The 2,879-nt window shown below is 48.4% G+C and carries 2 tRNA genes and 2 rRNA genes (1 of these 4 cut by a window edge); all 4 read left to right on the top strand.

The annotated features are described in order from the left end of the window. Nucleotides 1-304: 304 nt before the first annotated feature. A 16S ribosomal RNA gene (locus H6G05_RS24935) occupies nucleotides 305-1,790 on the top strand. Nucleotides 1,791-1,919: 129 nt separating this feature from the next. Further along, nucleotides 1,920-1,993: transfer RNA gene (locus H6G05_RS24930), tRNA-Ile, on the top strand. 51 nt (nucleotides 1,994-2,044) lie between these two features. Next, a tRNA-Ala gene (locus H6G05_RS24925) sits at nucleotides 2,045-2,120 on the top strand. A 175-nt stretch (nucleotides 2,121-2,295) separates the two neighbouring features. After that, a 23S ribosomal RNA gene (locus H6G05_RS24920) occupies nucleotides 2,296-2,879 on the top strand (it continues 2,238 nt past the right edge of the window). The 16S and 23S rRNA genes sit together here with 2 tRNA genes alongside, the layout of an rRNA operon.

Raw genomic sequence — 2,879 nt, 5'->3', positions numbered from 1 at the left:
AAAACTTTATTCAAGAAAACGCTTGACAAAGTTAATTAAGCTTGCTAACTTAATAAAGCGCTGAAGGGAGAGACGAGCGAAAGCGAAGCGAACCCGACACAAGAAAAGCGCTAAGAACCTAGACAACCAAATAGTTTGAAAGCTTTAAGAAACCAATAAACCTCGTCAAGAAATAAAGAAAGACTAGATTATTGAAAGATAACTAGCTATCCGACAGGATAAGCGAAAAGCTTAAAAAAGTCAAACCCATCCGAAAGGAAAAAAGCTTTAGAAAAGTAGGAAGAAATTCTGAAAGTATAAAGACACCATGGAGAGTTTGATCCTGGCTCAGGATGAACGCTGGCGGTATGCTTAACACATGCAAGTCGAACGAAGTCTTCGGACTTAGTGGCGGACGGGTGAGTAACGCGTAAGAATCTACCTATAGGTTCGGGACAACAGTTAGAAATGACTGCTAATACCGGATATGCCCTCGGGTGAAAGTTTTAATGCCTGTAGATGAGCTTGCGTTCGATTAGCTAGATGGTGGGGTAATGGCCTACCATGGCGACGATCGATAACTGGTCTGAGAGGATGACCAGTCACACTGGGACTGAGACACGGCCCAGACTCCTACGGGAGGCAGCAGTGGGGAATTTTCCGCAATGGGCGAAAGCCTGACGGAGCAATACCGCGTGAGGGACGAAGGCCTGTGGGTTGTAAACCTCTTTTGTTAGGGAAGATAATGACGGTACCTAACGAATAAGCATCGGCTAACTCCGTGCCAGCAGCCGCGGTAAGACGGAGGATGCAAGCGTTATCCGGAATTATTGGGCGTAAAGCGTACGTAGGCTGTTTAATAAGTCTGTTGTCAAAGCCCGAGGCTCAACCTTGGATCGGCAATGGAAACTGTTAGACTAGAGAGAGATAGGGGCAGGAGGAATTCCAGGTGTAGCGGTGAAATGCGTAGATATCTGGAAGAACACCAGTGGCGAAAGCGTCCTGCTGGATCTCAACTGACGCTGAAGTACGAAAGCTAGGGGAGCGAATGGGATTAGATACCCCAGTAGTCCTAGCCGTAAACGATGGACACTAGGTGTTGGCCGTATCGACCCGGTCAGTGCCGTAGCTAACGCGTTAAGTGTCCCGCCTGGGGAGTACGGTCGCAAGATTGAAACTCAAAGGAATTGACGGGGGCCCGCACAAGCGGTGGAGTATGTGGTTTAATTCGATGCAACGCGAAGAACCTTACCAAGGCTTGACATGTCGTGAATCCTCTTGAAAGGGAGGAGTGCCTTCGGGAGCACGAACACAGGTGGTGCATGGCTGTCGTCAGCTCGTGTCGTGAGATGTTGGGTTAAGTCCCGCAACGAGCGCAACCCTCGTTTTTAGTTGCCATCATTAAGTTGGGCACTCTAGAGAGACTGCCGGTGACAAACCGGAGGAAGGTGGGGATGACGTCAAGTCATCATGCCCCTTACGCCTTGGGCTACACACGTACTACAATGGCCGGGACAAAGAGTCGCAAGCATGCGAATGCAAGCTAATCTCATAAACCCGGTCTTAGTTCAGATTGCAGGCTGCAACTCGCCTGCATGAAGGCGGAATCGCTAGTAATCGCAGGTCAGCATACTGCGGTGAATACGTTCCCGGGCCTTGTACACACCGCCCGTCACACCATGGAAGCTGGTCACGCCCGAAGTCGTTATCTCAACCCGCAAGGGAGGGAGGCGCCTAAGGCAGGGCTGGTGACTGGGGTGAAGTCGTAACAAGGTAGCCGTACCGGAAGGTGCGGCTGGATCACCTCCTTATAGGGAGACCTATTTATGTCTAGACTGAACCAACACAGAATTAGGTCAGACATAAGTCATCCCAAGGTCGTTCGAGATTTATTGGAAAGCTTTCAAACTAAGTCAGGTTCTAAATTTGGCTAACATAAAGGGCCATTAGCTCAGTTGGTTAGAGCGCACCCCTGATAAGGGTGAGGTCACTGGTTCGTGTCCAGTATGGCCCACTTGAGAATCTAACAGCTAGAAGCCAAAAGCTGAAAGTGATAGACAACTCTGGGGATATAGCTCAGTTGGTAGAGCGCCTGCTTTGCACGCAGGAAGTCAGGAGTTCGAATCTCCTTATCTCCACCAAACTACTAAAACCAACAAAAGCAAAAGCAAGAGTTTAGCAACTCATCTAGTTAGGTAAAACCTAAACAACTAGAGAGACTGCTAAATTCTAGCGAGAGCGAGAATTTAGAAAGAACCTTGAAAACTGCATAGTAATAGTAATAAGAAGCAAGTAGATCCAAAGTGGAAACACAGAGGTCAAGCTACAAAGGGCTCACGGTGGATACCTAGGCACAAGAAGGCGATGAAGGACGTGGTTACCTACGATAAGCTGCGGGGAGCTGGAAGCAAGCCCTGATCCGCAGGTTTCCGAATGGGGCAACCCTATATACTGCCCGTTGAATAAAATAGACGGGAAAGAGCGAACTCAGCGAATTGAAACATCTTAGTAGCTGAAGGAAGAGAAAATAAATAATGATTTCCTAAGTAGCGGCGAGCGAACGGGAACCAGCCCAAACCAGTTGGCATGACCGACTGGGGTTATAGGACAGCAACACTGTACAACAGAGACTAGATGAAGTGTTTGGAATGACACGCCAAAGAGAGTGAAAGCCTCGTAATTAAAAATCAAAGTTGGCAAGCTGAATCCTGAGTAGCACGGTACACGAGAAATTCCGTGTGAATTCGCGAGGACCACCTCGTAAGGCTAAATACTCACTTGTGACCGATAGTGAACCAGTACCGCGAGGGAAAGGTGAAAAGAACCCCGGAAGGGGAGTGAAATAGAACATGAAACCGTGAGCTTACAAGCAATGGGAGGACGATTTAACGTCTGACCGT

Origin of the sequence: Phormidium tenue FACHB-1050 (genome assembly GCF_014696925.1) — a bacterium.
Taxonomy (GTDB): domain Bacteria; phylum Cyanobacteriota; class Cyanobacteriia; order Pseudanabaenales; family Pseudanabaenaceae; genus Pseudanabaena.
The sequence above is the reverse complement of the archived record's forward strand: the minus strand, read 5'-3'. Positions and strand labels throughout refer to the sequence as shown.